This window comes from Zoogloea sp. LCSB751 (assembly GCF_002028455.1).
GTDB lineage: Bacteria > Pseudomonadota > Gammaproteobacteria > Burkholderiales > Rhodocyclaceae > Zoogloea.
On record NZ_MWUM01000144.1, the window covers coordinates 1 to 280 of the forward strand.

The 280-nt window shown below is 54.6% G+C and carries 1 protein-coding gene; it reads right to left on the minus strand.

Translation table 11 applies throughout. From position 1 onward, the window contains the following. Positions 1-54: 54 nt before the first annotated feature. On the minus strand, positions 55-255 hold the full coding sequence (locus B4920_RS26120; RefSeq protein WP_005324353.1) for a YbfA family protein: 201 nt from the start codon (positions 253-255) through the stop codon (positions 55-57). Positions 256-280: the final 25 nt, after the last annotated feature.

Here is a 280-nt window from a genome sequence, read left to right on the forward strand (position 1 = left end):
GCCGGCCATAAAAAAAGACAGCCTTGGCTGTCTTTTTTCACTGTGGGCAAGGGATCAGTAGAAGATCCGCTCACCCCGTTCGCTCATCTTGAGCCACACCGGCTTGGTGCTGGTCTTGCTCCAGATCCGGTGCAGGTAGCTGTAGAAGCGGGCGCGATCGCGGCGAAACAGCATCACCGGGAAGGCGAGCAGACCCACCATCAATACGAAGATGCGGCGAAGGATTATCTGAGTCAGAGAGAAGGGATGAAACATGATTTAACGCCTCACTGGTAAGACC